This is a genomic window from Megasphaera intestinihominis (assembly GCF_040096415.1).
GTDB lineage: Bacteria > Bacillota > Negativicutes > Veillonellales > Megasphaeraceae > Megasphaera > Megasphaera intestinihominis.
On sequence record NZ_JBBMEU010000120.1, the window covers coordinates 1 to 2,386 of the forward strand.

Here is a 2,386-nt window from a genome sequence, read left to right on the forward strand (position 1 = left end):
GCAACTCTTTGGAGTCAGTGGCGCTGTTCTCGTTGAAGCAGGAAGCTCCCGCCTCTATAGGCGGGAGTACGTTCACTGTGAATCCCCTGCTTTTCCGCTTCCTTGGCTACGGCTTCGACGACTTCGGCATGCGGACCGGCTGTGGCCCCGATCTTGATTTCCTTGTCGCTGCTGCCGGAACTTTCCATTGAATCATCAATGATACCCCCTCTTAAGATTGTGCCTAAATGATACGCTTTCAGTATAGTTTTGTCAATGGCCTTCCTGGCCTCTTGACAAATCGCCTATCCATGATAAACTAAGAATCAAGACAACTTTAGACGACATTTATCCAGAGTGGTGGAGGGACTGGCCCTATGAAACCCGGCAACCGACGATGACGGTGCTAATTCCTGCGGATTATTCCGAGAGATAAAGAATCAGCAATCAACCTCTTTCTCTTTCGGAAAGAGGTCTTTTTTATGGATAAAATGACGGAACAGGATAGTCTATATTATTCTATATTTTGTTAGGAGGAATCTTCATGAAAAATCTCAAGAAACTCTCGCTTCTCGCCGCTTCGGCCCTGCTGGCCGTCGCTTTCCTGGCTGCCGGCTGCGGCAGTGATTCCGCTTCCAGCGGCTCGTCTTCCAAGAACACGACGGTCACCGTCGGCGCTACGCCCGTACCGCACGGCGAAATCCTCAACGAAATCAAGCCGCTCCTGGCCAAGGAAGGCGTCGACTTGAAAGTCGTCGAATTCACGGATTACGTCAAACCGAACCTGGCCCTGAACGACAAAGAACTGGACGCCAACTTCTTCCAGCATTCGCCGTACCTCGATAAATTCAACAGCGAACACGGCACGAAACTGAAAGCCATCGCCAAGATCCACGTCGAACCGATGGGCATTTATTCCCATAAGATCAAGGACTTGAAAGACCTGCCGGACGGTGCGAAAGTCGCCATCCCCAATGACCCGACCAACGGCGGCCGCGCCCTCCTCATCTTGCAGAGCGCCGGCCTCATCGGCCTGAAAGACGGCGGTAACATTACCTCGACCGTACAGGACGTCGAAAAGAACGATAAGCACCTCCAGTTCGTCGAACTCGAAGCCGCTCAGATTCCCCGTTCCATCGATGACGTGGACATCGCTCTGATCAACACCAACTTCGCTATGGAAGCCGGCCTTAATCCGCTGAAAGACGCCCTCTTCCTGGAACCGAAAGATTCGCCGTACGCCAATGTCCTCGTCATCCGTGAAGGCGATGAAAACCGTCCGGAAATCCAGAAACTCGTCAAAGCCCTCCAGTCTCCGGAAGTCAAGAAATTCATTGAAGACAAATACCAGGGCGCAATCCTGCCGAGCTTCTAATAAAAGTTGGATGTTTGACGTTTGATATTGAGGGGGAATTCATATACATGCATACGAATGAGCTTTTTGCCAAAAAAACGGTCTTTTCTTTTGAAGTCTTTCCACCGAAACGGGACATTCCCGTCGAAACGGTCTATCCGACCCTGGACGAGCTGAGCCAGCTCCATCCTGACTTCATCAGCGTCACCTGCGGCGCCGGCGGCACGGGCGGTAACCGTACCGTCGAAGTCGCTACGTACATCAAGCAGTTAGGCTGCGAAACGGCGGCCCATATGCCCTGCATCTACCTCACGGAAGAAGCAGCCATGCAGAACCTGAAAGAATTGAAAGAAGCGGGCATCGAAAACATCCTGGCCCTGCGCGGCGACGAAGTACCGGGCCGCGAACGGGCTCACGTCTTTGAACATGCCAGCGACCTCGTAGCCTTCATCAAAGAAAAGGAACCGGACTTCAACGTCATCGGCGCCTGCTATCCCGAAGGCCATACCGAAGCCAAGACCCTGGCTGCCGACATCCGCAACTTGAAGACCAAAGTCGACGCCGGTGCCAGCGAGCTCATTTCTCAGCTATTCTTCGACAACGCCCTTTTCTACCGCTTCCTCGAACGCTGTGAAATCGCCGGCATCAACGTCCCCATCGAAGCCGGCATCATGCCCGTCACCAATAAAGCTCAAATCGAACGCATGGTCACCATGTGCGGCGCCACGCTCCCCATCAAATTCCAGCGGGCCATTGCAAAATACGGTGACACTCCCGAATCCATGCGCGACATCGGCATCGCCTATGCTGTCGACCAGATTGCCGACCTCCTGGCCAACGGCGTAGACGGCATCCACGTCTACACCATGAATAACCCGTACATCGCCAAAAAAATCGCCGAAGCCGTAAAGACATTGTTATAGAAATCTTTGTACATCACCTCTATAGTAGGGGCTTGCACGTGGCAAGCCCGTCCCAGAACATTAGCGAGTCTCAAGTTCAGGGAATGCATTGCCAAATCTCTAGCGGGTCGCCCACGTGGCGCCCCCTACA

The 2,386-nt window shown here is 53.1% G+C and carries 3 protein-coding genes and 1 riboswitch; of the genes, 2 read left to right on the forward strand and 1 reads right to left on the reverse strand.

Translation table 11 applies throughout. The annotated features are described in order from the left end of the window. Positions 1–14: 14 nt before the first annotated feature. On the reverse strand, positions 15–188 hold the full coding sequence (locus WMO23_RS11580; protein WP_020311166.1) for a D-methionine-binding lipoprotein metQ: 174 nt from the start codon (positions 186–188) through the stop codon (positions 15–17). Between the two features lie 136 nt (positions 189–324). Then, a riboswitch (SAM riboswitch) is annotated at positions 325–418 on the forward strand. 105 nt (positions 419–523) lie between these two features. On the opposite strand from WMO23_RS11580, the gene WMO23_RS11170 reads away from it, so the two are divergent. Both WMO23_RS11170 and metF read left to right on the forward strand, forming a co-directional pair. Beyond that, the gene (locus WMO23_RS11170; protein WP_020311165.1) at positions 524–1,354 is read left to right on the forward strand and encodes a MetQ/NlpA family ABC transporter substrate-binding protein; all 831 of its coding nucleotides are present in this window, start codon (positions 524–526) and stop codon (positions 1,352–1,354) included. Positions 1,355–1,401: 47 nt separating this feature from the next. Continuing rightward, the gene (gene metF / locus WMO23_RS11175; protein WP_292282333.1) at positions 1,402–2,256 is read left to right on the forward strand and encodes a methylenetetrahydrofolate reductase [NAD(P)H]; all 855 of its coding nucleotides are present in this window, start codon (positions 1,402–1,404) and stop codon (positions 2,254–2,256) included. The last annotated feature ends 130 nt before the right edge of the window (positions 2,257–2,386 follow it).

Excerpts from the sequence above, each read along its gene's own strand:
- WMO23_RS11580 (WP_020311166.1), bottom strand. The coding sequence starts at position 188 with ATGGAAAGTTCCGGCAGCAGCGACAAGGAAATCAAGATCGGGGCCACA.
- WMO23_RS11170 (WP_020311165.1), top strand. The coding sequence starts at position 524 with ATGAAAAATCTCAAGAAACTCTCGCTTCTCGCCGCTTCGGCCCTGCTG.
- metF (WP_292282333.1), top strand. The coding sequence starts at position 1,402 with ATGCATACGAATGAGCTTTTTGCCAAAAAAACGGTCTTTTCTTTTGAA.